The organism is Vibrio sp. YT-18, from assembly GCF_033337345.1.
Classification (GTDB): domain Bacteria; phylum Pseudomonadota; class Gammaproteobacteria; order Enterobacterales; family Vibrionaceae; genus Vibrio; species Vibrio alginolyticus.
Map to the genome: position 1 here is coordinate 296,672 of NZ_JAWOQO010000003.1, position 26,554 is coordinate 323,225.

Below are 26,554 nucleotides of genomic sequence, written 5' to 3' on the forward strand. Positions count from 1 at the left end.
ACGATGATCCACTTAGTCGCAGAAGTGAAAGCCTATCCAGATAGTAAGGAGCAGGTGGTGAATTTGCTTGCTGGTTTACTAGAGCCAACTCGTAAAGAAGAAGGCTGTTGCCAATACGAGTTGTATCTCGACGAAAAAGTTGATGGCCTATTTATGTTCCAAGAAATTTGGGCATCGCAAGAGGCCTTGGATAAGCATTTGCAAAGCCCGCATATGGCGACGTTTCTTGAAACATTGGAAGAGAACGATTGGGTTGAATATACCCAGATTCGTCCTCTTCGATTTATCGCCTAATGACAGAAGGTTGCCAGCACGTTGGCGCGTTGCTGGCAGCATTTTTGTTGGATAAAGTCGCGGAAAGTCCGAATCGTTGGCGTCAATAATCGACGATCGGCACATACCATGTAGAGCGGCACTGGGCCGCAATCCCACTCTGGTAACACTCGTACCAATCTTCCCTCGATTAAGTCTCGGCTAATGTCCATCAATGATTTATTCGCAATGCCTTTGCCTTTGATCGCTAACCGGTGTGGCAAGTCACTATCGTTGCTCAACAAGTTACCGCTGACCACGATTTGTTCTTTCTCGCTGCCACGCGTGAGCGTCCATTTGTTGTAGACCGAATCCGCGACCATGTAGCACAAGCAATTGTGTTGCGTTAAATCGGCAGGAGAGGTGAGTTCTGGATGTGTAGCTACGTACTCTGGCGATGCACATAATATCCGTTCGTTTGACCCACACAATGCCAATACGACCAGATTGGAGTCGGCCGGTTCGCCGTAGCGAATCGCAATATCGACAGGCTTGGTGTACATATCCGTCAAGCTATCGGACAGCTCTAGTTTAATGGAAACATTTGGGTAGAGATCGATGAACTCATCCACCCAATCGAGCAACATATTGCGACCAAAATCGGAGGGTGCAGTAATGTGCAGCTGACCAGACAACTCCCCGCGCGCACTTGAGATCTGATCCAACCCCTCTTGCAATGTTGCCAACGCTTGCGTGGTTTTGTCTAAAAACAGTTCGCCCTCTGAGGTTAAACGCAGGCTTCGGGTGGAACGCACAAACAACGGGAAACCGATTTGCCCTTCAAGACGCTTAATCGATGCGCTAATGGCGGCAGGTGTCATGTCCATGCTGTTAGCGGCTTTTGAAAAGCTGCCTTGGCGCGCGGTTTCGACAAAAATATTGAGGTCGTTGAGGGCTTTCATTGTGAAAAGGGCTTTTAAGAAGTTTGGGCTACTATAGGGGAGAGTCGTAGGCCAATTCAAGGTTAAAACATTAGGTTGCACGGCGAGTTTGAGTTAGATTAGCGCGCAACTTCACTTTACCGGATCAATAGCATGAGTCAACAGCAGCCGAATAACCCACTTCACGGGTTGAGTTTAGAGAAAATCGTCACCCGACTAGTTGAACACTTTGGTTGGAATGGCATGTATGAGCGCGTTCGTGTGAACTGTTTCAAGAAAGATCCTTCAATCAAATCGTCGCTGAAGTTCCTGCGTAAAACGCAATGGGCCAGAGATAAGGTGGAAGCGCTGTACATCGAGACATTCTGCTAACCGCTCTATGGTCTGCAGCAAGCGGCAAGCAGATTCTTAGTCTCGCTATGGCTCGCTAGAATGACGCAGCTTTTCTTATCGCGTAGGCTGGAAGAGTCGCGCTGCTGATGCGTCTCAAGCGAGATTTCGGATGGTCACTTAGGCTTATCTGGAATCGCTTTTTTAGATGGTTTTGTAGAGCTCAGAGCCAAACTCGAACCGTCATTCTGAACTGCGAGGAACGAGCGTGATTCAGAATCTACCCTCACGACTGTATTGAGTTTATTCATCGCTCTATGGTCTGCAGCAAGCGGCAAGTAGATTCTTAGTCTCGCTTTGGCTCGCTAGAATGACGCAGCTTTTCTTATCGCGTAGGTTGGAAGAGTCGCTCCACTGATACGTCCAAAGTGATTTTCCGGATGGTCACTTAGGCTTATCTGGAATCGCTTTTTTAGATGGTTTTGTAGAGGTCAGAGCCAAACTCGAACTGTTATTCTGAACCGAGAGGAACGAGCGTGATTCAGAATTTACCCTCAGATTGTATTGAGTTTATTCATGGCTCTATGGTCTGTAGCAAGCGGCAAGTAGATTCTTAGTCTCACTTTGGCTCGCTAGAATGACGCAGCTTTTCTTATCGCGTAGGCTGAAAGAGTCGCTCTGCTGATGCGTCTAAAGCGAGATTCCGGATGGTCACATAGGTTTATCTGGAATCGCTTTTTTAGATGGTTTTGTAGAGGTCAGAGCCAAACTCGAATCGTCATTCTGAACCGCGAGGAACGAGCGTGATTCAGAATCTACTCTCAGATTGTATTGAGTTTATTCATGGCTTTATGGTTTGCAGCAAGCGGTAAGTAGATTCTTAGTCTCGCTATGGCTCGCTAGAATGACGTAGCTTTTCTTATTGCGTAAGTTGGAATGGTACCTCAGCATCATTCCCGATAGCGATGAAGAAGCGCTGTCGGGAACCTCGCCTTTAATCTCTCGTTTCTTGCTACTCCAAATGATGCGTACTACCCACGGTTCCTTCCAAGTCTAAAATCGACTGGCGAACGTGATCTGGAATCGCAGCTTTAACGTTGTTCTTAAAATCAAACATCACACCAGTGGCGGTCGCGATGGTCGCAATTTTCCCCCACTTCTTACTCAGCACTTGGTACTCCATTGTGATGCGATCTTCTTGCATGTCGATTACGCGAGAACCGACTAATAGCGTGTCTGGGTAAGTAACAGGCAATTTGTAGCGGCATTGAGTCTCGCTCAGTACTGGCCCAATTTGCGAGGTCTGCAGGTCGACCAGCAGGTTAATTTTGTTGAAGTAATCTAAACGTGCGGTCTCGAAGTAGCGAAAATAGACCACGTTATTAACGTGTTGCAGAGCATCCATTTCACCCCATGCGACTTTTATCTCTGTGATAACGGGAAAGTCCTTTAACAGTGTGTCCATTTCTATTGCTCCTTTTTCATCTGCTTTGCCACAAATTGCGACGCGACTTATCACTTTGAGCATTTATTCTAGATGTAATCATTTAATATGTAATAAAATTGTTTTTAAAATGTGAAATGAAATAGTGGTTTGATTATGTAAACTAGAAACTTTACATAATCGAGTTGAAGGCGTAAGTTTAACTAAGAGTAACCAGATAGGAGGTGTCTCATGATTGAACTCAAAGGTTTCAACCTCGCAAGAGTTGAGAAACGCATTGATTGGACAGGTGAGCTGTTCAGTTTGAGAATATCTGGCGCGCCTCTTTCATTTAAAGCTGGCCAATTCACCAAGCTTGCTTTGCTTGATGATGAAGGTAAGCAGATCAGCCGTGCTTACTCCGTGGTTAATGCGCCAAGCGAGCAATTCGATTGGTTGGAATTTCTAATAGTAGCCGACCCTCAAGGACAACTTTCTCCACGGCTCCAAAAGCTTAAATCTGGTGATAGTATTTATGTCGGTGCCACTGCACATGGCGATTTAACCCATGATTCTATTCCTAAACAGGCTCATGACCTGTGGCTGCTATCTACAGGTACGGGGATTGGACCGTTTTTATCGCTGCTGGATGATATAAACCTACCGCCTCACAATGAGCGCATTGTGCTGGTTCATGCCGTTCGTTTCGAAAAAGATCTGGTTTATAAATACCTAATTGAACAGCTTCAGCAACGATATGAAGGCAGATTAAAGTATATACCGATAGTCAGCAGGGAAGTGGTTGATGGTAAATTACAAGGCCGAATTCCTGAACTCATCGAATCGGGTTTACTGTCCAACGCCGCTGATGCGCCATTCTCAGCTCAGCGTAGCTTTGTCATGATGTGTGGGAATCCACAAATGATCAAAGATACCGTGCCCGTCTTACAAGAGCTAGGCTTGGAAAAGTATCGCCATCAAACAGGGGGAAATATCATTTACGAACGTTACTGGTAGCGTTTTGTTAAATTGATACGGTTATGCTCAAGATGTAATGATTACTTTTGAGATACGACCGCGATTTAGTATGTTCTTAGTTGAATATTATGTTGGCAATACCTAAACTGCGCTCACCATTGCGCGTCTGTACACCCAGTCATTCTCGCTTAACCAATTACATTGAGGTGACTGAAGTCCATGTATGCTTTTATCGCGAGCAAGCAACAGAGAATCATTGCTGGTTTTATCGACCTGCTCTTTGCGATGGTGGTCGTGTTAATCATCGCATTGAGTATTAACTCTTTTCTTAACGACTTTCAGCTCTCTTTAGCGGATAACCTCACGCTTGTTCGTGAAACTCAGGCGTTTTACTTGCTTTCTTTACCAACGGTTTTAATGATCAACTGGAATGCATTGAGTCATGGGCAAACCATTGGTATGCGCATGATTGGTATTAAAGTTGTAATGAAAAATGATAGTAAGGCAACGAAAGTTACAGCAGGGTTAAGGCTTGTTATTAGCTACTTACTGGAGATGCTCATTCCGGGGATCCCGTTGGTAAATTTGGCATTGTTGTTCTTTCATCCGGAGCGACGTTTGTTGCATGACTTGATCGCCAATACTAAAGTTGTCCAAGTTTCCTAATTTTTGATCAAAAAAGCCACGTGAAGTGGCTTTTTTAATATCGATAAAGTTAACCAGATTTACTGTTGATTAACATATTTCTTAAAGCGAGCTTTGGTTTCTGCGTCTGCTTTTTGGTACCAGAAGTGCAGCATCTCTTCAGCTGTCGAATCCGCTTTAACCGCAGTTGCTCTCACTTGCTTCATATCCGCAGGAACCTTTGCAGGAAGCGTGACTGGCTGCATGGTCGCTGCGCCAGCAAAAGCCACGGCTGCTGCACCGCCAGCCTGGTTGTAATCTTCGATTTCACGTACGTAATCACGACCGATTTGCATACCCGGTTTGAGCAGCTTGTCCTGGTCAACCGCGATTGCGTTGCCAGAATCATCAACCAGTTTCCAATCTAAGTCTTTGATCTTCTCTTCCGCATCACGTAGGTTGCGGTATTCTGGCATTTGTAGAGTGAGTTCGGCATTGGTCGCGTCAAATCGTGTAACGATAACATCGCTTTCAACACTTAAACGGTCATTACCTTGGTTGAAGTAAGGGGCGAAACGAAATACGACTTGGTTAAGGCCATCAGGTAACGTCAGTGTTCTCTCAGAGGCGAAAAAACCACCCGAAAGATCTGCTTTTTCACCGTTAGCCGCTAATACTGAAACGTTGTCAGGAACACTCACGGTTACATCTGCGAATGCCATGCCACTCATTGCGAGAGCAAGCGCACAAGTTAAAGGCTTGATCAATTTCATTGTTTTTATCCTAAGCAAATTAGTGGTCATCGAGAGTGCATCGTTCATTGCCCGATTGCAACTCCCAAGTGTAATAAGTATGAAAATTTAACAAGAACGTCATTTTTATCGCATTTATTACGACGAAACTGTGATCCAAATAGAATCAAACCGCTGAAATTCAGCGGTTTGATTCTATAAGTTATAGATTGAATTTCTTTCTAACTTATTGATTTATTATATGCCTGCACCATGTCCAGGTTCTGATTGGTCATCAGAAGCGTCTTGTTGTTCTGCCATTTCTTCTTGCTGTTGTGCTTTCTCAATGCTCAACCACCAAACAAATAACTCATACCAAATTGCTAGGATAACGGCACCTAAGAACAGACCAACGATGCCGTAGAAAAGCATACCACCGATGGCACCGAGCAGAATCACAGGCATTGGCACGTCGACGCCACGTCCCATCAACATTGGTTTGAACAGGTTTTCAGAAAGAGCCGCAACTACGACCCAAACAGTAAACATGGTTGCTGTTGAGGTGTCTTGGGTCATGTACATGAAGCCAATCACAGGTAGCACAGCGAGCAACGCCGGGAGCTGAGCGATACATAAGATCATTAGAAGCAGTGTGAGTAAACCTGCTGCCGGAACGCCAAATACGAAGAAACCAGCACCGATCAACAGTGCTTGAATCGCCGCTACACCGACTACGCCAAGCAGTACGCTTTTAATTGTCGCTGCGATAAGCGTGGTCCAGCTTTTTGCGTTTTCACCTGCGGTTCGAATCGCGATGGTTCTTAAGCCTGATGCCGCAGATTCAGAGTACGTCATGAAACCTGCTGCAATCGCAAGTGACAAGATTGAAAGCAGTAAACTTCCCAATACGCCCCCCAGTGTACCCAGTAAAGATGTGAGTCCTGCCTTTATTTGTGGCATAAAGGTTTGAATCGCTTGCTCAAGATTAGTAGCGAATAGGGTCCACACTTCGTAGAGCTTATCACCCACGATAGGCCAATCCGCTACGGAAGCTTTTGGCCCTGGTATTTTCACTTGTCCATTTTGTAGTACTTCAAGCGCGTGCGTTGCACCATCCACAATGGAGCCTGATACCATAACAAGTGGCGTGACAAGGAGGGCAATACCAAGTAAAGCAATGGTTGTGGCTGCCAGGCCTCTGCGACCACCATATACACGCTGCAATTTTTGGGTAAGCGGCATTAAAGCGACGGCTATAATAGCGCCCCAAATAACCGGAAGGATGAAGGGTTTGATGATGTCGTACGTAAACATCAGCAAGACAAAGATCAAGCCAATGCGTATTGCCGATTCCACCATATTACTGATGAAAAGCTTACTGTCGATTTTTACCGATTGTTTATCCATTTTTGTTTACCTGATGATCAATGTTAGAACTGACGAGACTTGAAACAACAATCGCCATATAAAAAACACCTGTGATGGCCTCTAAATACACCACGACTTGAGCCAATGGTGTTAGAGGACTAATGTCGCCATAACCGAGCGTGGTTAAGGTAACGAAACTGAAATACGCTGCATTGGAGAAGTTCTGCCCCCAAGAAATCGCTTCCATACCAGTAAAGGCTTCAGGCGAAAACTCAAGCAGAATGAGGTAGGCAATCGCCCACATCAGACCAAGCAGCAAGAAAAGCGCTACCGAGCCAATGACTTTGTTGCTGTTGACATGGCCGGTGAAAAGAATCTGTCTTGCGATGGATTTAAAAGTGCCGAAAAAGAACGCAAAGGTGAGGGCAAGCATCACCATATTCATCTCTCTGATGTTGAAAACGGTCTTGATCACAATCACAAGAACCCAAACACCAAACAGGCTGTAGAGGAAACGAGACCAGGTTTTGTCAAAGCGAAGGCTCGCAAAACAGACGATAAACGTCAGAACCGTGAAAGCCTGAAGTATGTGTTCAATCGTCCCTTCACCTACGACTTGTGCCATCGCACTTCCTAACAACAAAATCACTAGCGCTAAGGTTAGATAGAAGAAGTTGTTTTCTTCATTAATGTTTTTGAGGTTTTTACCAATGACCATGGCTCTTCTCACTTAATTATTGTTCACTTTCTGCGGATGACTCTTTCATCACCATGATGGACGCAGAAAGCCCGAATCGAAGATCAACATCTTCAGGAAGTTCTTGTAGGGAGATTCGCACCGGAATACGTTGTGCTAGGCGAATCCACTGAAAAACAGGGTTTACGTTTGGAAGAAGGTTGTAGCCGACCGTGCCGTCTTTGGGCGCAATACCCCAACCAATCGAGTCAACCGTCGCGTCAATTGGCGTGTCTGGGTGAGACATCAAAGTGACACGCGCTTGGCTGCCAGGTTCGATTTGCGCAAGTTGGTTTTCACGGAAGAAACCAAATACCCAAAAGCTGTTTTTGTCGATCAGTGCGAGCAGTGGTTGGTTTGCGACCGCTTGCGTACCGTTTCTAATATCGAGGTTAGATACAAAACCATCGACGGTCGCATAAACTTTGGTAAAGCTGAGATTAAGGCGTGCTGATTTGAGTTGCTCTTCTGCAGATTTGATTTGCAGTAGCGATTCTTCGTAAGCGATTTCACGACGAATCAGATCCTTGTGAGAAACCGCGCCACGGTCTTTGGCACGAATGTCTTTTAAGCGGTCATATTCGATTTTTTTACCGCGAGAGCTAACAATGGAGCGCTCCAGTGCTACTTCGGCTTGAGATAACGCAACCTGGTAAGTCGCAGGGTCGATTTCAAACAGTAAATCCCCCGTTTTTACTTCTTGGTTGTCTTGCACCGCGACATTTACAATTGGGCCTGATACGCGAGGAGCCACTTTGATGACGTTAGCACGCACTTGCCCATCTCGTGTCCATGGGTTATTAAAGTATTCCTCAAACTTTTGATAGCCGAGCCAAGCTGCGCCACCAAGAATGACAAGATTGAGTGCGATTACGAATAGTTTTTTCATCTTGTTTGGCACCTAAAATTGAATATAAAAGCTGTCGATGGCCACCACATAACCGACCATGATGGCAATAAACGTCAGAGACGGAAAAGCGATGAAGCGAGACAAACGTGTCTTGTTCAATATCATCACCGTTATCCACGTGGCCGTGACGGCGAGAAAGAGCACGAGTAGCGTAGGAGAAAAGTAAACGTCTCCCCAAGAGAGTTCATGAGGCATTACCGATCCTCCGTTTTGTTTTCATCACTGGTCTCAGCCGGAGTTTCGAGTCGCAAAGGCGGCAATACGCGGTTTTCTTCATTTAAATAACTTCCCCAGTCAGTGCGCTCTGTCATCTGCGTGGCAATCGATTCACTGATGAAAGGTTTGCCTGTTTGGGTTTGCCAGCCTCCACCGAGGGCTTTATAGAGTGCAACAACTTGGTTCGCAACATTACCTTTGATAGTTGCGTAGCTGTCTTCTGCGCGGGTCATTTTTTCTACCGAGTTAAGCAGACGTTCGAATGAAATTTGTCCGTTTTCGTACTGTGTCATGGATATGTTGAACGCACGAATAGAAGAGTTGACCGATTGCAAGCGTAAATCTTTTTGCTGCAAATACAGGTCATAAGCTTCGATTGCATTGGTGACTTCATTAACGGCTTGCAGTACCTTTTTGTTGTAGTTGGTCAGCGTTTCTTGGAAGCGAGCATCTTCGAAACGAATATTATTTTTCACGCGTCCGTATTGGAAAATGTTCCAACTGAACGTTGGGCCAACCACCATGGTGAGCGAATCGCTAAAACTGAAACTGCTGCCATCGGGAACCGTACTGTCGATACCGATGGAACCGAACAACGAAAAGCTTGGGTACAGAGCGGTTTCTGCCACGCCAATCTGCGCACTTTGCGCGCGAGCTTGCATCTCAGAGACTTGCAAATCCGGACGTCGCATCACTAAGTTAGCATCCACTTGCGTATCCAAAAGCGGTGGACGTGGCACAATGGAACGCTCGTCGGTGCCCGATAGCGCCGATTTTCTGCCCGTCGATTTGAACTGGGCTTCGTACTCAGCGATTTGCTTGTGCATCCCATCCGACTGTAGCAGTCGATCTACTTCTTCTGGTAACAGACCCAGTAGCAAAGCCAACACAGTACGTGATTGCTTCATTGCCACTTCGAGGCTCGGTAACGCTGCTTTGGTGGTGTAGAGTTGGTTTTTAGCTTGTTGAACGTCCAATTCTGTAACGTTGCCAGAGTCGAACTGCACCTGTGTAATGCGGACGACACGCTCTTGAATCTCGATATTGCGGCGAGACAGCAAAATACGTTCTTGGAATGTGCGATAGTTGATGTAATTGCGCGCCACTTCGGCGGTTATAGTGACCATGATGTCGTGATACGATGCGATGGATGCGTAGTAACCCGCTTCTGCCGACTCAATACCGCGAGCATACTTGCCCCAAACATCCATTTCCCAAGCAGCATCAAACGACAAAGTGGCGTTATTCACGCCCTGATCATTTACGTAGGCACGCGCTAGGTTTCCTGACACGGTTTGAACTTGTGGGTATTGCAAGCCAGTCGAAATACCAAGCAATGAACGTGCTTGGACAATTCGTAGCCCTGCGGCTTCTAAATCGAGGTTTTGTTTGCTCGCCAACTCAACCAGCTGATTAAGAGTTGAGTCATTAAATTGCTGCCACCATTGTTGTAGCTGTTGCTCTGATTGCTGCGTATCTTTGGCTGCTTTTTGCACCGACCAGTCACTTGGCAGTGGCGCCTGCTTTGGATGAACATAATCTGGTCCTACCGTGGTACACGCACTGAGTCCGAGCAAAGAAAGTATGGCGAGGCTTGGTTTGGTTAGTTTTGGAAGCATCATATCCCCACCTTTAAAAACGCTTCTGTTGTAAGTTCACCCAATCGATATCCTCGTAGGTTTGCTTGCAATGCTTGATTGCTTCGAACACGTTCCGTTTTAAATTCAGCAAGATATAAAAACCGGCTATCTCTGAATAAGCGTAGTCAGATAAATCCAACTCACTAAAAAAATCTTCCAGTTTATCTTCGAATGTTTGGTAATCCTGACTGTATTGGTCGAATACGGAGTCGAGTTCTTGTGTTGCTTGATGGCTGGCTAAAGCGCCTGCCATCAAAGGAATGATGGAATCGCGGTGTTGTTGACGAAGCTGAGTAATCAGCGGATTGGCCATCAACTTTTTCTCGGCGGCCATTAAGATGTTGATGTGATTACTGAGTACATCACACGCTTTGCTAAACGCGCCAATCGCTTCTGGCGTGGTTTTATCAAAGTGTTTGTGGTTGATTTTCGAACCCCAGACTTTGAGCTTTTTCGATGAGACATTGAGCGTCACCAAGTGTAAGGCCCGTTTGAGCGGCGTAATAACCGAGCTAGACTGCTGTTGATAGGTAGTGAACAGCTCTCGGGTATGTCGGAAGTAGCGTTCTTTTATGGTCAAAAAGAGGTGTTCTGGTCGTGAGCTAAACGGGAAGTAGTGCGCGAAAATAATCATGAACACCACCATGTAGAACAACAGCATGATCGTCATGAGGATCCCGAAGTGATAAAACATGTTGTTGTCTAAACCGAGAACAAACAAGCCAATCATATAGAAAATCGTCACTGGCCCGTTAAACAGATAAAAACCGATAAAGGTGTAGATAAAGATAAACAGGCCAAGTTCTAATCCGAGATCCAATTGCGGAAGGATGAAGACGTAAGAAGGTACCGCGAACAAGAAGCCGAAAGTGAACAGCACAAGCAACAAAATTGGGTGCACAGGCACGAACGACAGCAAAGACATAAACATGGTCGAGAAGACCACGAACGAGTAGCCGCCTGGTGGATTGAAATAAATCCAAATCAGTCCTGCAACCCAATAGGTAACAAAGGTTTTGACCGCAGTTTTAAAGTTTTCTGCGTCCCACCATAGAAACTTGCCTTTCGGTTTCGGCAGTGGCACGTCAAAGGAGACATTGTTCGTCACAGAGTCAATGCAGCTAATGCTCTCCGCTAAACGCGACAAGTTTTGATGCATCAGTTCCAATAGGTGACCAAGCGTAAGCGCAGAGCCTTTCTCTAGGTGAGCTGCATCTTCAAGCAACGCTTGGTTGTATTCGACTTTGAACTCCTGAGCACGATAAGCGGGCTCTTTTTCGTCCCAGACTTGTTGGCAGGTATCAAATAGCGCGTCAATTTCCGCCACGGCTTGATCAAAGTTGCTGATGCTTTCACGGTCTTGCTGGTGGCTAAAGTGGCTGTGCGCCGCGACGGTCAATTGTTGCGTTACTTGCTTGTTCAAATGAACCGCCAAGCGCCACTCTTTCATGTAGGCCGACACGTCACTGCATTCCACACTGACCGTGGCAAAACGCTGTTCGAGCGCATTTTGAGCGGCAAACATCTGTTCGATGAGAGTGTCCACGCTAGGAGGTTGTGGCTCTTCCGCTTCTGGATTTTCTTCTCCGCCTTCTTGAGGAGAGATTTGCCCTGCCGATTTTTGCTCGAAATTTTGCAAGATAGCGGTGAACAACGCGCGTTGTGCTTGGTTGAGTTGTTCGATGAGCTGTCTTAGGTTTTGTTCTGTTTTGGTCGGGAATAAGAAAGTCCCCACGAGTGTGTAAACCACCACCCCAAACACCGTCATATAGGCGCGGTCAACGCCATAAAGAAACGCACCTTCTGCGTCACCGCCATTGGACATCATCAACGTCATCACGCCGGTCAGCATGAGTAGCGTTGGATCTTTTTGATAGGCATTACGGAAGTAAAAAATGAATGAGACCACAACCGACACGCTCAACATGTACAGCAAGCGGTCTTGAGCAAACAATCCCACCAGTAACAAGCCAACGACGGCGCCAACCAACGTACCGAACACGCGTAAGGTACCTTTGGCGAGGGATTCACGACGACTGCCTGTGGATGCAATCAGCATCACTGTGGTTGCGGCCGTCGATGCTTGCGGCCAACCCATGGCAAACGGGATCAGATAAGCCAGAGTCAGGCTAAGCGATACTTTAATAGCGAATTTTATTTTGTCGTTCATAGTGTCAAAGTTTGCTCAGGCTTATCGTTATAAATTGATGAATTTCTTATATGAATAATCAGAATCTTGTTCTGAATAAATTCGGGGGGCGGAATATAGCGGGTGAAAAAGTGTGCTTTGTAAACCCTTTGTCAAAACAAAAAGTGCGTATTTGGCTTGATCTCGTGCTAGCCCTTGGCGTTATTGGCGAAACGCCTAAAACGAGCAAATTCGCGATCTGTGACGATTCTCATTTTTGAAACAAAATCGTTGCATTGTGTGAGCCAATTCTCACCTTATATTCTTCGCCTGGTACCAAAGCAGACCACTTGTACCATCTGCAATGAGCTTTACTGCTTTAAAAAGCATAGATGATGAATGGGTACTTGAGAGGGAAAGTTATTACTTTTTATCGGCTTGCCGATTGTTCGTTTGTTTTTTTGGATCGAGATAAAAAAACCAAAGCGATCCCACCAAGAATGATGCCGCTGGTTAAAAGAATATGCAGTGAAAGAGGCTCGTGGAGTACGATGCTGCCGAGTAGCAAAGCAATGGCTGGCACGGAAAGTTGGCTGACGGCGGCTTGAAGCAAAGAGAGCTTACGTACGACTTGGTACCAAAGCGTATAACCAAGGCCAGAGGCAATGGCACCAGATGCGATAGCGAGCAACACTCCGCTCAAAGAAAGGTGGATTGAGGACAGCATCAATGGTGATAGGAGTATGCCAATTATAGATGCAGCGATGAATCCCCACGTGATGCCACTACTTGGAGAAGGCGCTTGTTTGCCGAGCGCAGTAAACGCAGCCCAACAAACGCCAGAAATCAACATAAGAAGTGCAGAGCTAATATCGGGGCGCGTGGCAGATGGCAACATCAACCAAACAAATCCAACAATTGAAAGACCGATACCGATGACTTCGAGAAACTGAAAGCGCTCACCTTGCCACCAATAGATTGCCAGTAATGTAAGTTGCACGGCACCAAACAAAAGCAAAGCACCAGTTCCTGTCGCCAGTTGTAAGTACGCGAAAGAGAAAAGGGCAGCGTAACCAAATAACGCCACGCCAGCAAAAAAGCGAAAGCGAGAAGTTGGCCGATCGGTTTTCCACTGACCTCTCACGACAAGCATTGCGATTAAGATAACAGCGCCGGATATCAATCGAATGAGCGTGAAGCTTCCTGCATCAATTAACCCTTCTGCCAAGGCAAGTCGGCACAATAATGAATTAGCAGCGAACGCCAGCATTGCAATAGCAGTGAGTAAAAAGGTCGACATCCTTGATCCTTAGCGTGTAAATGAACAGCTAGTGTAGATCCAAAAGAACATTTTTATTAGTTGATAAAGTGATTAGTTATAGCTATCAGAGCAAGAAAGTCATTAAAAATAACCAGATAAAACCTGACCTTAGCCTGAGTCTTACTGTGGTTGGGAAGGTTGTTTGTACAATGACTTAATGGTGTTTTTCAACCATAGCAATTTGGGATTGTACGCATTGCGTTTATGCCAAATCATGGTAAATGGAATCAGTAACTTGTCTTGTTGAGCTTGGTCTAATGGAATTGGCAAGCACACCAAATCGAGATGCAGCTTTTCTGTGTAACTTTTGCAATAGTGCGGCGCGGTGGTGATCATGTCATGCGTCGGCTGCGCTGCCATAAAAAGGGATTGCTCAAAGTTGGACATCGTCAGCCCGATAGAGCGCTGTAGCCCTAGTTCCGTTAATACTTCATCCAACGCCCAAGTTTCACTTTTTTCCCAAACAATATTGATGTGTTGGTAGCTCAGAAAGGTCTCGAGATTCCACTCTTGCTGTAATGCCGGATGATCTTTATGTAAATACACCATCGGCAGGTCATAAAATAGAATCTCAAAATCCAAGAAATAAGGCAGAAGATCCAACGACTCTTTCGATCTAGGGTGACTTTCTCGGCCGGTAAAACCGATATCCGCCTCGCCTCGAATGATGGCGTCGAGTGAATCGTAATCCCAGTTACTGGTTTTTACTTTCGCTTCAGGGTATCGCTGGTGGATAGCGACGATGAGTCTGTCCAGCACTGTGAGCACTAATGGCGACTCAATCGTGATATCAAAACGCACTCCTTTAGGCGTAATATCGCTGCGTTTTTCTGCAATCTGGCTGCCAATTTGCAGCCATTCTGCAAGATCTTGCTCCATGCTTTGCGCCAAAGGCGTTGGCGCAAGACCTTTAGGTGTTTTGACAAACAAAGGATCATCGAACCAATGACGAAGTTTGTTGAGCGACTTACTTACGGTAGAGGGCGTAACGTTCAGCTTTTTCGAGGTTTTCGAGACGCTTTGCTCTTGCAACAATAATTGCAGAGTGAACAGTAAGTTTAAATCAAGTCGCGCTAGGGATTTCTTCATAATGGGTATCGTGAACAGGCTTTGGAATCAATAGTATTAGAGCAAGGCTGATTACGCTACCTAGCACTAAGATAAACACCAACATATTCAGTGCACTAACGCCGATGAAACCCATAAACCAAATATAGAACGCGGAACTACAAACTTGAGCAATGCCCAGTAACGAGCTTGCCATGCCAGCTTGTTGAGAGAATGGGCTGAGCGCTTGGCTCATGGCCACGCCAAAGCCACAAGCGAAGCCTGCGCAAATCAGCCCAAGTCCGAACACATAGTAAAAAGGTTGTCCATCATGGAAATGGGCTGCACTGAGCACGATGGCTGCACAAACGAGCAATACTTGGGAGCTCATCATTAAGGTTCGCTGCTTGAAAATCCCCAATGCCAATGGCGCCGAGAACGAAATCAACATACTGATCGTCGCAGTCCCCGCCATGATGGAAGAATAGCCACCGCGATCAAAACCAAGCATACTCATCACAACAATTGGTGAAGCGTTCACAAAAGTCAGAATGGTGGTCACTCCAAGCGCAGTAATGATCAGCCTACTGATAAAAAATCGCTCGAAGAAAGTCTCTTGATGGCTCTCTGGCGTTGTCTGTTCTTCACCTTGTTGGCTGGGTAGTGATTCCTTGAGAACAAAAATGGCCAATACACTGACGAGAATGCCCATTCCTGCCATCGTGGTAAACAAACTCGGCCAAGGAAATTTCAGCATAATCAAGTGACCAATCACGGGTGCGATCACTGGAATGATACAGGTGATGCCATTGAGCATCGACAATACTTTCGCGCGGCGTTCATCGTCTAACGTGTCGCGTAAAATCGCGAACGCGACGACATAGCAAGATCCAGCACCGATGCCTTGGCAAAAGCGAGCAATCAAGAAAGCGTTTGGTTGTTCAGCCATTCCGCCGAGAAAAGACGCGAGCACGAAGATCATCGCGCCGCCGACGGCAACAGGCTTTCGTCCCACAGAGTCTGCAATTTTTCCCGCGAATAACATCGTGGTAGCCATACCAGCTAAATAGATCGAAAACGCAATATGCAACTGAGATTCACTGGCGTTGAGATCTGACGCAATTTGAGGCAAACCAACAAGATACAAATCAATGGCAGTAGGGTAGAGTAAGACGAGTGCAAAACTGCAAAGTAAAAAACGGGACATGGAAACCTCTCTATCGAATGGCGAGGATAATAGAGTGCTAAACGTTTGCCTGCGAGTGGGAAATACGACACCAGGTATTTCTATTTACGACATACCCTGTATGAATTGAGCGTAAAAACAACAAGGAAGATTATGATTACCATTGAAAAGTATTCGCCTGAGCGACATGAACAAACTTGCGAACTTAGCGTGCTAGAAGAGCAATCGCAGTTTACGGTCGCGGATGTGGGTGAAATGCTTACGCGTCTTGAACCTACAGAACTTCCGCATCTGATTTTGACAGACGATGATGTGGTTGGCTTTTTTCTATTTGATGCAGCTTACAGTGAGAAATACGATTTTTGCCCGAAAAACAGCTTAGGCGTACGTGCTTTGCTGGTGGATCACCGTCATCAAGGCAAAGGTATCGCCAAGCAAGCCATTCAACAGTTTGCCGATTTCGCCAAACGCTATTATCCCGAGTTTGATGCGCTTTATCTCACTGTGAATTGCCGCAACATACCCGCTTATCAGTGCTATTTAAAATCAGGGTTTGAAGATACCAATGAGCTTTACCACGGCGGCCCCGTTGGACCGCAACACATTATGAGACAGCCGCTTTAGCTAGGAAAAACCAAGGGTGGAAAGATGAGGATTGAAATCGACAATTTAGAACGGCCGCAAGTGATAGCGCTGTTGGAAGGACATTTACAGGACATGTACGCCACGTCACCACCAGAAAGCGTGCATGCGTTAGATTTAGATAAGCTCAAAGCGCCAGAAGTGACATTTTGGACCGGATGGAAAGGTGAGCAACTGCTTGGGTGTGCGGCGATTAAAGAGTTGGATGACCAACACGCGGAGCTGAAATCCATGCGCACCACGCCTACGGCAAGAAACCAAGGTGTGGCATCTCAATTATTGATTCATGTGATTGAGCAAGCGAAGCAAAAAGGTTTGCAGCGCTTGAGTTTAGAAACGGGCTCGATGGAGTTTTTTAAACCAGCGCGCCTGTTGTATGAAAAGCATGGCTTTGTGTACTGCGAGCCGTTCGGGGATTACGAACTCGATCCGAACAGTCAATTCATGACCCTAGAACTGAGCTAGGGCCATGAATTTTTAGAAGCTAAATCCAATCGATTTAGAAATTCAGATTCAAGTTGATGGTTGGCGACAAGAGGCTTGAACGCTCGTCAGCCAATCGCTTTCTCTTCTCTTTCAGTCTCTTGGCATTATCTTTGTCTGGATTGCCATCAAGCTGATTATCGATGACCGAGATTTCAGTATCGATTTGTTGGATGCGTTGCTGGCGTTGATATTCTTGATGACCTAACTGGTAGTTCTCAATAAACTCTTTGCTGCTGCATACACCGTAATATTCTTTGCCTTCGATACCGACAGTGTACCCATTGTCTGGTGAGCAATATTGGATAGTGCCTTTATCAAAGCCTTCTTTCCATTTCGCTCGGTCGGGTGTCACACCCGCTTCACCACAGTCTTCGGTATAGCTATTGATAATGTTTGGATCGTTGCCATCTCGGCCATCTTGATAACCTACGTTGTACCAGTTCGCCGTTTTGCACTCATCCGGAGACATGTTGGCGCAACCTGAGAGCAAAGTCAGTAAAGCCAGGGGGATTAGCGCTCTTTTCATCAGTGACTGTCCTTTAAATAAAATCGAATTGATAACTTGAGTTTAAAATGAACACTGTTCATATCAATGGTTGAAATCATTGTATTCACAATTGTGGTGACTCATTAATCTAAGTGATAAATTTATTATGCTGAATAGAAGTGTGTTTGATTAGTATTATCCACGAACTGCGCCTTTGCTGCATCAATCCACTAGCCTTGGCCCCAAATTAAGTGATAATACCAACATAAAGATAAACACCGTCAATGAGGCTAAGACATTGAGCGAACAACCCACCGTCCTTATTATCGAGGATGAATCTGCTATCGCAGAGAACCTGATTCATGTATTAGAGATGGATGGCTACCACGCAGAGTGGTTTACAACAGCAGGAGAGGGCTTAGCTTTTTTGCAGCACAACTCCGCAGCGTTACTTGTCTTAGACGTAGGCTTACCGGATGGCAATGGTTTTGAATTATGCAAAACCATCCGTGAGTTTTCTGATATTCCCATAATCTTTCTCACCGCAAGAAGCGATGAAATTGACCGCGTAGTCGGTTTGGAAATTGGCGCGGATGATTACGTGACTAAGCCATTTAGCCCGCGCGAAATGTTGGCTCGCATTAAACTTCGAATCAAAGCTAAAGCGCCAATGATGGAGGACAAACCAGAGCCTGTAGCTGTTCCAGAACAACCTCCATTGAACCATGATTTAGTTGCGCAGAACTTCGACTACGGTGTTGGCGGGCAAATGCTTGGGCTGACCGCGGTGGAGTTCAAAATCCTCGATAAACTGATTTCTGTCTCTTCCAATGTATTGAGCCGAGAGCAACTTATGGTCGCTGCTGACATGGCGCCGGAAGCTGCATACGAGCGTAATATCGATACCCACATCAAAGCCATTCGCCATAAGTTGAAGCCGTTTGAGATGTCTGAACGCATCTGTACCAAACGTGGCTTTGGTTACTTTTACTGCATTAAAGGTGAATGATGAATCGCTGGCCGAAGATCCCGCTTGGACTCAGACTGTTTTTTCTCTACTTCATCTTAGTCGGGATGACGGCTTACATGGTGAGCAAAACGGTTGTCCAAGAACTTAAGCCAACCGTGCGCCAAACCACCGAAGAGACGCTAGTGGATATGGCGAACTTACTCGCGGTATTGGCGGAAGAAGACGTCGCGAATGACAAGTTGTCTGAGAGTCGCTTCTCCAAACTATTAACGGCTTATGGACAGCGAGAGCCTCAAGCGCGCATTTGGGAAATCGGTAAAAAAGCGATTAACCATCGAATTTACATCACCGATAAACAAGGCATTGTGATTGCGGATTCTTGGCAGCAAGACGTAGGCAAAGACTACTCGCAATGGAACGATGTTTATCTCACGTTGCGTGGTCAATACGGCGCGCGCAGTACCATCGAAGACCCGAAAGATCCGCTCTCAACCGTTATGCACGTGGCTGCGCCCATTTACCACAAAGGTGAAATCATTGGCAGCGTAACGGTGGCAAAATCCAATCGCTCAGTACAACCTTTCATCGATCTTTCTAAACGCAATGTATTGTTTTGGATGGTGTGGATGAGTGGTTTAGTGCTATTGGCAGGAGCATTGTTTGCTTGGCGAATTCACTCGGCATTGAACAAGCTAGAAGACTACGCGACCAAAATGGGTGAGGGTGAAAAGGTCTCTAAGCCGACATTTCGTATCTTTTATGAGTACGGCACGCTAAGCGACGCATTGGAGAAAATGCGCAATCAGCTCGATGGTAAACAATATGTGGAAGAGTACGTACAGACGCTGACTCATGAGCTGAAAAGCCCGTTATCAGCGATTAAAGGCGCGAGTGAAATATTGCAAATGCCGTTGCCTGAAGAAAAGGTCACGCGCTTTGCTGGCAACATTGAGCGAGAGAGCAATCGCATGCAGTCATTGATTGATAAGTTGCTAGAACTTGCTCGTCTTGAAAAGCGCCCTGAGCTAGAGCAAGTCGAAGCTATCTCGCTAGAACAAATGGTCAATGAAGTGGTTGAGTCGGCGGATGCGCGTTTGAGTGCTAAGTCGGTCACTGCCAACATCCAAATTGATGACCATCTCTCCGTACTTGGTGATGCCTTCTTACTGAAACAAGCCGTTTTTAACCTGATGGACAATGCGCTGGATTTTGTTCATTCAGAGGGATGCATTGAATGGAAAACTGAGGTCACGAAAGAAAAGGTGTGCCTGTCGATTTTCAATTCAGGTCCTCACATTCCCGACTATGCAATGCCTCGTTTAACCGAGCGCTTCTACTCCCTCGCTCGGGAAAATGGTGTTAAGAGCACTGGGCTCGGGCTTAATTTTGTTGAGCAAGTGATCAAGCTGCACAAAGGTCAGTTGCAAGTCGAAAACGTCGATGCTGGCGTGAAAGTGACCCTGATTTTACCAACTCCATAGAAACTCCACATTAGCTCCATTCATTCTCCAAATTGCTGATTTAGATTACTCCCATCAGCAAATGGAGAATGAAACATGAAAAAGATCCTCAATAACCAACTCGGCACGAAGTTCGCCTTCGTGCTGTTTTTGTTTGTCTTACTGCAAATCCCGCTTTCAATGGTCACAGGGCTGATCTCAGAACGCTCATATCGCCAAGATGAAGTCAGAAACGACATCGCACGCAGCAGCAGCGGCGAACTGCGCATCATTGGTCCATTCATCATGGTTAATTACACCGAAACCAGTTACCGAGATGACAAAGTACAGATTAAAGAGCGTCGTAAATTTCTTTTACCTAGCACTTTTGATATGAGCGCGAATCTGGACAGTTTTGAAAAGTACCGAGGCATTTACCGTGCGCGTTTATACAAAGCACAAGTGGCACTGAAAGGCACTTTCGATGCAGACGATCTCGCGGCGTTGCAGGGGCTTGATATTGACAACATGAGCCTAGTGGTTGGTATTGAAGACAGCCGCGGATTGATTCGTTTGGATGACATGACCATGGCGAGTTCTGATATCGAAGTCGCACCGGGAACAGGGTTAGATCAGTTGCCACAAGGCTTCCACAGTGCTCTGACACCCGCAGACCTAAACGCAGAGCAACCTTTGACGTTCGATCTTAACTTCTTACTGCAAGGTATGGGTCAGCTTCAAGTCACACCAATCGGCAGTCAAACAACGGTTGAACTCTCTTCAACTTGGGCGCATCCAAGCTTTATCGGTGATTACTTACCGGTGTCGTCAGAGGTATCTGAAGATGGATTTAACGCGCAATGGGCGAGCAACAACTTCTCAACCAATATCGCGCAGCTGTTCCAAAGCTGTTTGTCATCGAATCACGCGTGTCACGAGCTTGAACAGCGACAAATGGGTGTAGATTTGATTGATCCCGTTGACCATTACTTGAAGTCTCACCGAGCTGTGAACTATTCACTGTTGGTTATCACATTAGTGTTTGCAAGTTTCTTCTTACTGGAGCTATTACAAGCGCGTCCGGTTCACCCAGTGCAATACGGCTTTATTGGTCTGGCTTTAGCACTTTTCTATCTATTGCTGATTTCGATGAGTGAACACCTCGGCTTTAACTGGGCATATGTGGTGTCGGCAGTCGCATCGACCGGGCTTTTAAGTGTGTACGTGAGCGGTATGTTGAGCAACACCAAACACGGCGCGATATTCGGAGCGTGTTTGCTCACTCTCTACGGATTACTGTTTGGCTTGCTACAAGCAGAAAGCTACGCATTGGTGATGGGGACATTACTGTGTTTCGCGATTTTGAGTTTCACTATGGTTATTACACGCAACATCGACTGGTACGCACGAAATAAGAAAGCAGAAGAAAGTGCAAAGGCGAATCATGAAGATGTTTAAGCGAGCCACTCTCACTGGGCAGCCAAGCGATATGGTGGAAGAGACATCCGCTATCCACCTGCAATTTTCTGCAAAAAATGGACTTAAAAGCTTGGTGTGTTTTATCACATTGGTCGTTATTGCGCTCTATGTTCGAGACAGCTTTATTCGTCCGACATTTGGTGATGTTCTCGTTGTGGTTTGGCTCTACTACTTTCTTGCAAGTATGTTTTCTATGCCCGTTAACTGGCTGGTTTCACTGGTGGTGTTGATTGCGTTTGTCGTCGAGTTGGGGCAATTGCTTCAGGTCGCAGCTTGGCTTGGTATCGAATCTTCATCGCCTCTGGCTGTAATTTTGGGTGCCACATTTGATTGGAAAGATCTGCTGGCTTATTGCATCGGAGGTCTACTGTGTTGGTGGATGGAAAAGAAATGAAAACCGAGATGAAAGCTATTGTGCTACCAAACCAACTTCGACATTCCAAACGAGGTACTCGTAAGAGGCTCAAAATCAGTTTACTCAAGCGCGTGTACCTTTGGTCACTGACCAATAGAGAACTGCTGTAAACCTCACCTCTTTATCTGAAATACAAAAGGGAATCTTAAACTCACCGGCGCACAGGGTGAGTTAAGATTCCCTTTATTAATAGGGTCTATTGAGCTTTCAAGCTGATTTTTGCAGCTGTTTGTGGGTAATTTATATGAGGCAGAGACATTTGAAATGTAGTTGGTGTAACTGATAAGCCGGTAATGAAGTAGAAATGAACCACAAACGCTGCCCGAAGGGTTCGGCTAAAAGCGTTTTACTCTTTGTTGAGAGGTAATTGCTTAGAATGACTAGGCGGCAAACCTCTCGCCGCGATTAAAACGCTTTTATCTCGAACAAAATTTAACCATGAAAGTTCAATAGACCCTAACTAAAACATCTAGCTGCTACTTTTAATTAGCTTTCAAATGAAAGTCTATCGCCGAACGTCTCTTTCCAGTCTTTATCGAACTGCTCAACCGCCGGTTTTACTGCTGGATGTGCGAACATTTGTGCCGCCACATCGGTTGGCAATGTAATGGCTTCGATACCCAGTTTCATCACTTCCATCGCTTGTTGAGTGTTCTTGAAGCTGGCTGCCAAAATCTTCGCTGGTAGTTGGTTCTGATCGAGCAACAATTGAAGATCCGCGACCACTTCAACACCGTTGCCGTTCATCGCATCAATGCGGTTTACGTAAGGTGCTAGATAGTCTGCACCGCACAGTGCTGCAAGGAACCCTTGTTGAGCTGAATAGATAGCGGTAGCAAGAACCTGAATTCCCTCTTTTTTCATTAGCTTAATTGCAGCTAAGCCTGTTTCTGTGGCTGGCACTTTTACCACCATATCGTAAGGCAATTCATTCAGTTGGCGCGCTTCTGCCACCATGCCTTCGACGGTTGAACTCACGACTTGAGCGTGAAAGCGAGGTGTACCGCCAAGCGCTTCTTGCATGCCTGCTAGGGTTTCATTCAGTCCCTGTTTTGACTTCGCCAAAATGCTTGGGTTTGTCGTCACGCCTTTTAGCGGTAGGCACTGGTTAAAGCGTTTTACTTCTGCCACATCAGCAGTATCTAAATAAAGTTCAATCATGGTTTCTACCTTAAACAAAATCTTCGTTTTGATGATGGGATCACTATAGATCTGACAATCGAACGAGATCTTGATTTTGATCAATTGAAATTTCATTTGAAACTATAATAATTTCATTAAATGAAAGTTAAGTGAAACTTGTAAACGCTCAAATGAAGCTTTCAGTTAGAAAACAGAAAAGCTGTTCATAAGACTCAACGAGCAAAAGAAACGAATTAAGTAAATAGCGGTAGCACAGACCAAGAGGCAAGCAGAGATGTATTTCAATATCCAACGATTCTCTACCCATGATGGCGATGGCATTCGTTCCATTCTTTTTCTTAAAGGATGCAGCTTGTCTTGCCCTTGGTGTCAAAACCCAGAAAGCCGCAACGAAAAGCATTCACTCTTATTTGATCAGCGAAGTTGCATGGAAGATTGCCAGCTGTGCGTTTCTGCTTATCAAGCCACAACTCAACCCACAGCGGGTAGCGAAACGGTGGGTGATGGTATTCAACGCATCGACAACCAGATCATCATCAATCGCAAAGCCATCAAAGAAGACCAACTGATCGCGCTGCGAAACGTATGTCCTACGCAAGCACTGACCGTCTGTGGTGAAGAGGCGAAATCAGACATGTTGTTCGACACGTTAATGAAAGACAAACCTTTCTACGACCAAAGCCAAGGTGGCGTGACCTTCTCCGGTGGTGAGCCACTCATGCAAGCAGATTTGGTGGCAGAACTCGCGCAGCGTCTGCATGACAACCAAGTCTCTACCGCCATTGAATCGTGCATGCATGTGCCTTGGAAGAATGTCGAAAAAGCCGCGCCGCATATTGATTGCTGGTTGGCGGATTTAAAACACACTGATGAAGAAAAGTTTCTTAGCTGGGCGAAAGGTTCACTAAAACGCATCAAAGACAATTTCCGAAAACTGGCACCTATCGCGAAACGCATTGTAATTCGCGTTCCCGTTGTGCCGGGGTTCAATGACACCATCGAAGAGTTGAAAGATATCATCGATTTTGCGGCTTCACTAGAAAGCTGCCAAGAACTTCACTTGCTGCCGTACCACACGCTCGGCATCAATAAATACCGTTTGCTCGATATGCCTTACGAGTGTTCTGACAAGCCATTAAACAAACCAGAACTGCTAGAAAGCGCCATGCAATACGCAAGCGAAAACACCCAACTTAACGTGATTGTAAGAGGTTAACTATGGACCTGAATTACCTTCCTGAGCGTATCAAAGCGCACAAATCGGCACTGGTAAATATCGTAACGCCACCTGTCTGTACCGAGCGTGCAGAGGCATACACTCGTGCTTACCAAGCAAACGAAGACAAACCTGTGATTGTCCAACGTGCGCTAGCACTGCAAGAGCACTTACGCACTCGTACGATTTGGATTAAACACGATGAATTGATCGTCGGTAACCAAGCGAGCAAAGTGCGCGCTGCGCCTATTTTCCCAGAATACACTGTACGTTGGATTGAAGCGGAAATTGATGAGCTAGCCGACCGCCCTGGTGCAGGCTTTGCGGTCACTGAAGAAGATAAGCAAAGCATTCACAGCATCACGCCGTACTGGCGCGGTAAAACTGTTCAAGACCGTTGTTATGGCTTGTTTACTGATGAGCAGCAAGAAATTTTAGCCAGCACCATCATTAAAGCTGAAGGCAACATGACTTCGGGTGACGCGCACCTTGCGGTGGATAACGAGAAAATCTTGAAGCTAGGCATGAACGGCTTGCTAGAGGATGTTCGTCAGCACCGTGCTAAAAATGATGTTTCGACCTTTGAAGGCTTGAAGAAAGAGCAGTTCTACAAATCGGTCGAAATCGTACTGCTTGCGATTCAAGATCACATGGTGAGCTACGCTGAATTGGCGGCAAAAATGGCGTTAGAAGAGACGCGCCCGCTGCGCAAAGCTGAGTTAGAAAGCATTGCGGCAAACTGTCGTCATGTCGCGAGCCACGCACCAAAAAACTTCTGGCAAGCACTGCAATTGAGCTACTTCGTTCAGTTGATGCTACAAATCGAATCGAACGGTCACTCGGTTTCTTTCGGTCGTATGGACCAATTCCTAAACGAATTTTATGTTCGCGATATCGAAAACGGCACGATTGAGAAAGACTTTGCATTAGAGCTTTTACAAAGCTGTTGGTTGAAGCTGCTTGAAGTAAACAAGATTCGCTCTGGTGCGCACTCGAAAGCATCGGCAGGTTCTCCGCTGTATCAAAACGTGTGTATCGGCGGTCAGAAGTTGAATGAAAAGGGTGAGCCTGAAGACGCAGTGAATCCCCTTTCTTGGGCGATTCTGGAATCTTGTGGTCAGTTACGCTCGACGCAACCTAACTTGAGTGTGCGTTACCACGAAGGTTTGAACCAAGAGTTCTTAATGGGCTGTATTGAAGTGATTAAATGCGGCTTCGGCATGCCAGCGTTCAACAACGATGAGATTGTTATTCCTGAATTCATCAAGCTCGGCGTAGAGAAAGAAGACGCTTACAACTACGCCTCTATCGGCTGTATCGAGACGGCGGTTCCCGGCAAATGGGGTTACCGTTGTACGGGCATGAGCTTCATTAACTTCGCTCGTATCCTGCTCGCTTCATTGAACGAAGGTGTGGATGCAACCACGGGTAAAGCTTTCTTGCCACACGATAAGTCATTAGCAAAAGGTAACTTTGAGAACTTTGAGCAAGTGACAGCTTCTTGGGCAGAGCAAATCCGCTACTACACCCGTAAATCGATTGAGATTGATACGGTAGTCGACAGTGTGCTTGAACAGCAAGCACAAGACATCTTCTGTTCAACGCTGGTGGATGACTGTTTGGCTCGCGGTAAAACCGTGAAAGAAGGCGGCGCGAAATACGATTGGGTATCTGGCTTGCAAGTCGGTATCGCAAACTTGGGTAACAGCCTAGCAGCAATCAAACATCTTGTTTTCGATGATGCGCAAATCACCCAACCGGAGCTAGCAAAAGCATTGGCTGAAGATTTCGACGGCATGGAGAACGAACAGCTTCGCCAACGTCTTATCAACTTTGCACCAAAATACGGTAATGATGATGACGCGGTAGACCAACTACTGGCAGACGCGTACCAAGTGTACATTGATGAGCTAGAGCAGTTCGTTAATACGCGTCATGGTCGAGGTCCAATTGGCGGCGGTTATTACGCTGGTACATCAAGTATCTCGGCAAACGTCCCATTCGGCGCTTCAACCATGGCAACGCCTGACGGTCGTAAAGCGAAAACACCATTGGCAGAAGGTGCAAGCCCATCCTCTGGCTCAGACCGTTTAGGTCCAACAGCGGTATACAACTCGGTCGGTAAGATCCAAGCGAATAAGATCCTTGGTGGCGTGCTGCTTAACCAGAAGTTAAGCCCGGCAGCGGTTGAGTCTGAAGGGGATAAGCTCAAGCTTTCTATGTTGATTCGTACCTTCTTCAACCACCACAAAGGTTGGCACGTGCAGTACAACATCGTCTCTCGTGAGACCTTGCTAGCTGCGAAGAAGAATCCTGAACAATATCGTGATCTTGTCGTGCGAGTTGCAGGCTACTCAGCGTTTTTCACCGCGCTATCACCAGATGCTCAAGATGACATCATCGCACGTACTGAGCACGAGCTGTAAGTACACTTATTAACTAAAAC

26 protein-coding genes are annotated in these 26,554 nt (G+C 46.1%); 12 read left to right on the plus strand and 14 right to left on the minus strand.

Going from position 1 to position 26,554, the window contains the following annotated elements; all coding sequences use genetic code 11:
* Nucleotides 1-3 precede the first annotated feature (3 nt).
* The gene (locus R7M72_RS06025) at nt 4-294 is read left to right on the plus strand and encodes a putative quinol monooxygenase (protein ID WP_213904642.1); all 291 of its coding nucleotides are present in this window, start codon (nt 4-6) and stop codon (nt 292-294) included.
* Here the strand turns inward: R7M72_RS06025 and R7M72_RS06030 are convergent.
* A complete protein-coding gene (locus tag R7M72_RS06030) occupies nt 291-1,214 on the minus strand; it encodes a LysR family transcriptional regulator (protein WP_025768616.1) in 924 nt (307 codons plus the stop codon). The two genes, R7M72_RS06025 and R7M72_RS06030, sit on opposite strands and share 4 nt — an antisense overlap.
* Nucleotides 1,215-1,346: 132 nt before the next feature.
* Here R7M72_RS06030 and R7M72_RS06035 point away from each other — a divergent pair, with 132 nt between their 5' ends.
* Nucleotides 1,347-1,565 (plus strand): VF530 family DNA-binding protein, encoded by a 219-nt coding sequence (locus tag R7M72_RS06035; protein WP_005374929.1) that lies wholly within the window; start codon nt 1,347-1,349, stop codon nt 1,563-1,565.
* A 970-nt stretch (nt 1,566-2,535) separates the two neighbouring features.
* Here R7M72_RS06035 and R7M72_RS06040 read toward each other — a convergent pair.
* Nucleotides 2,536-2,988, minus strand: a complete 453-nt coding sequence (locus R7M72_RS06040; protein WP_005374933.1) for an acyl-CoA thioesterase — start codon at nt 2,986-2,988, stop codon at nt 2,536-2,538.
* Between the two features lie 210 nt (nt 2,989-3,198).
* Here R7M72_RS06040 and R7M72_RS06045 point away from each other — a divergent pair, with 210 nt between their 5' ends.
* Both R7M72_RS06045 and R7M72_RS06050 read left to right on the plus strand, forming a co-directional pair.
* Nucleotides 3,199-3,963 carry a ferredoxin--NADP reductase gene (locus R7M72_RS06045; protein WP_318056106.1) on the plus strand — a complete coding sequence of 255 codons (765 nt, stop codon included), beginning with the start codon at nt 3,199-3,201 and terminating at the stop codon, nt 3,961-3,963.
* A gap of 180 nt (nt 3,964-4,143) precedes the next feature.
* On the plus strand, nt 4,144-4,590 hold the full coding sequence (locus R7M72_RS06050) for an RDD family protein (protein WP_017634410.1): 447 nt from the start codon (nt 4,144-4,146) through the stop codon (nt 4,588-4,590).
* Between the two features lie 59 nt (nt 4,591-4,649).
* Here R7M72_RS06050 and R7M72_RS06055 read toward each other — a convergent pair whose 3' ends face one another.
* The 10 genes from R7M72_RS06055 to R7M72_RS06100 all read right to left on the minus strand — a co-directional run bounded on the left by R7M72_RS06055 (nt 4,650) and on the right by R7M72_RS06100 (nt 15,852).
* Nucleotides 4,650-5,321, minus strand: a complete 672-nt coding sequence (locus R7M72_RS06055) for a DUF2057 domain-containing protein (protein WP_017634411.1) — start codon at nt 5,319-5,321, stop codon at nt 4,650-4,652.
* Nucleotides 5,322-5,537: 216 nt separating this feature from the next.
* Complete coding sequence (locus R7M72_RS06060) at nt 5,538-6,686, minus strand: AI-2E family transporter (RefSeq protein ID WP_017634412.1); 1,149 nt, start codon at nt 6,684-6,686, stop codon at nt 5,538-5,540.
* A complete protein-coding gene (locus R7M72_RS06065) occupies nt 6,679-7,365 on the minus strand; it encodes a potassium channel family protein (protein WP_315957313.1) in 687 nt (228 codons plus the stop codon). The genes R7M72_RS06060 and R7M72_RS06065 overlap by 8 nt, the downstream gene beginning before the upstream one ends.
* A gap of 16 nt (nt 7,366-7,381) precedes the next feature.
* Nucleotides 7,382-8,272, minus strand: coding sequence for an HlyD family secretion protein (locus R7M72_RS06070; protein ID WP_033906681.1), 891 nt, complete (start codon nt 8,270-8,272; stop codon nt 7,382-7,384).
* Between the two features lie 12 nt (nt 8,273-8,284).
* Nucleotides 8,285-8,488, minus strand: coding sequence for a DUF1656 domain-containing protein (locus tag R7M72_RS06075; RefSeq protein WP_005374946.1), 204 nt, complete (start codon nt 8,486-8,488; stop codon nt 8,285-8,287).
* Complete coding sequence (locus R7M72_RS06080) at nt 8,488-10,131, minus strand: TolC family protein (protein WP_033906682.1); 1,644 nt, start codon at nt 10,129-10,131, stop codon at nt 8,488-8,490. The genes R7M72_RS06075 and R7M72_RS06080 overlap by 1 nt, the downstream gene beginning before the upstream one ends.
* A gap of 10 nt (nt 10,132-10,141) precedes the next feature.
* Nucleotides 10,142-12,319 (minus strand): FUSC family protein, encoded by a 2,178-nt coding sequence (locus R7M72_RS06085; RefSeq protein WP_054730102.1) that lies wholly within the window; start codon nt 12,317-12,319, stop codon nt 10,142-10,144.
* A 388-nt stretch (nt 12,320-12,707) separates the two neighbouring features.
* Entirely contained in the window at nt 12,708-13,577 is an 870-nt protein-coding gene (locus R7M72_RS06090; protein WP_258513441.1) for a DMT family transporter, read from the minus strand.
* 141 nt (nt 13,578-13,718) lie between these two features.
* On the minus strand, nt 13,719-14,687 hold the full coding sequence (gene yidZ, locus R7M72_RS06095; protein WP_054579373.1) for an HTH-type transcriptional regulator YidZ: 969 nt from the start codon (nt 14,685-14,687) through the stop codon (nt 13,719-13,721).
* Entirely contained in the window at nt 14,662-15,852 is a 1,191-nt protein-coding gene (locus tag R7M72_RS06100) for an MFS transporter (RefSeq protein ID WP_262627957.1), read from the minus strand. Before R7M72_RS06100 ends, yidZ begins: the two co-directional genes overlap by 26 nt.
* A 132-nt stretch (nt 15,853-15,984) precedes the next feature.
* Between R7M72_RS06100 and R7M72_RS06105 the strand changes: the two genes are divergently transcribed.
* Nucleotides 15,985-16,455 carry a GNAT family N-acetyltransferase gene (locus tag R7M72_RS06105; protein WP_315957309.1) on the plus strand — a complete coding sequence of 157 codons (471 nt, stop codon included), beginning with the start codon at nt 15,985-15,987 and terminating at the stop codon, nt 16,453-16,455.
* A gap of 24 nt (nt 16,456-16,479) precedes the next feature.
* Nucleotides 16,480-16,938: a GNAT family N-acetyltransferase gene (locus R7M72_RS06110; protein WP_005386911.1), complete on the plus strand. Its 459-nt coding sequence runs from the start codon at nt 16,480-16,482 to the stop codon at nt 16,936-16,938.
* 34 nt (nt 16,939-16,972) lie between these two features.
* Here the strand turns inward: R7M72_RS06110 and R7M72_RS06115 are convergent, their stop codons facing one another.
* Nucleotides 16,973-17,485: a DUF2799 domain-containing protein gene (locus R7M72_RS06115; RefSeq protein ID WP_258491539.1), complete on the minus strand. Its 513-nt coding sequence runs from the start codon at nt 17,483-17,485 to the stop codon at nt 16,973-16,975.
* A gap of 259 nt (nt 17,486-17,744) precedes the next feature.
* On the opposite strand from R7M72_RS06115, the gene R7M72_RS06120 reads away from it, so the two are divergent.
* The 4 genes from R7M72_RS06120 to R7M72_RS06135 all read left to right on the plus strand — a co-directional run bounded on the left by R7M72_RS06120 (nt 17,745) and on the right by R7M72_RS06135 (nt 21,728).
* Complete coding sequence (locus R7M72_RS06120) at nt 17,745-18,455, plus strand: response regulator (RefSeq protein ID WP_213967489.1); 711 nt, start codon at nt 17,745-17,747, stop codon at nt 18,453-18,455.
* Nucleotides 18,455-19,897 (plus strand): two-component system sensor histidine kinase CreC, encoded by a 1,443-nt coding sequence (gene creC / locus R7M72_RS06125; RefSeq protein ID WP_258491544.1) that lies wholly within the window; start codon nt 18,455-18,457, stop codon nt 19,895-19,897. The genes R7M72_RS06120 and creC overlap by 1 nt, the downstream gene beginning before the upstream one ends.
* 75 nt (nt 19,898-19,972) lie before the next feature.
* On the plus strand, nt 19,973-21,313 hold the full coding sequence (gene creD / locus R7M72_RS06130; protein ID WP_318056107.1) for a cell envelope integrity protein CreD: 1,341 nt from the start codon (nt 19,973-19,975) through the stop codon (nt 21,311-21,313).
* On the plus strand, nt 21,300-21,728 hold the full coding sequence (locus R7M72_RS06135) for a DUF2809 domain-containing protein (protein WP_276463463.1): 429 nt from the start codon (nt 21,300-21,302) through the stop codon (nt 21,726-21,728). Before creD ends, R7M72_RS06135 begins: the two co-directional genes overlap by 14 nt.
* Nucleotides 21,729-22,235: 507 nt before the next feature.
* Here the strand turns inward: R7M72_RS06135 and R7M72_RS06140 are convergent.
* Nucleotides 22,236-22,910: a fructose-6-phosphate aldolase gene (locus R7M72_RS06140; RefSeq protein WP_315957306.1), complete on the minus strand. Its 675-nt coding sequence runs from the start codon at nt 22,908-22,910 to the stop codon at nt 22,236-22,238.
* 256 nt (nt 22,911-23,166) lie between these two features.
* Here R7M72_RS06140 and R7M72_RS06145 point away from each other — a divergent pair, with 256 nt between their 5' ends.
* Nucleotides 23,167-24,108, plus strand: a complete 942-nt coding sequence (locus tag R7M72_RS06145; protein WP_315957304.1) for a glycyl-radical enzyme activating protein — start codon at nt 23,167-23,169, stop codon at nt 24,106-24,108.
* Nucleotides 24,109-24,110: 2 nt separating this feature from the next.
* Nucleotides 24,111-26,534, plus strand: a complete 2,424-nt coding sequence (locus R7M72_RS06150; protein ID WP_315957303.1) for a formate C-acetyltransferase/glycerol dehydratase family glycyl radical enzyme — start codon at nt 24,111-24,113, stop codon at nt 26,532-26,534.
* Nucleotides 26,535-26,554 lie beyond the last annotated feature (20 nt).